Here is a 264-nt window from a genome sequence, read left to right as displayed (position 1 = left end):
CAGACCAGGCGTACCGGCTTCTCGGCGCGTATGCCGTGCCGGGTCAGCCACAGCCGCAGGTCGGAGGGGTTGCCGTCCTCGATCAGGGCCAGGACCTGGGGGGACAGGTCCGCCGCCCGTACACCGCTCAGGAGCAGCGTCGGGCCGTCGAGCCAGTCGAGCCCGGGGGTGGCGCCCGCGGTGTCCATCGCCGCGCAGCAGACCATCGCCGTGATGTGGTCGGCGAGCAGTTCGCGGGCGGTGCGCGGGGCCTGGAGCGGGAAG

Annotated in this window: 1 pseudogene; it reads right to left on the bottom strand. The window is 73.9% G+C overall.

The features are described from left to right. Nucleotides 1-264, bottom strand: a pseudogene (locus B9S61_RS09690) (hypothetical protein); the annotation flags it as partial.

The sequence above is a fragment of the Streptomyces sp. SM1 genome (assembly GCF_002910825.1).
Taxonomy (GTDB): Bacteria; Actinomycetota; Actinomycetes; order Streptomycetales; family Streptomycetaceae; genus Streptomyces; species Streptomyces okerensis.
The sequence above is the reverse complement of the archived record's forward strand: the minus strand, read 5'-3'. Positions and strand labels throughout refer to the sequence as shown.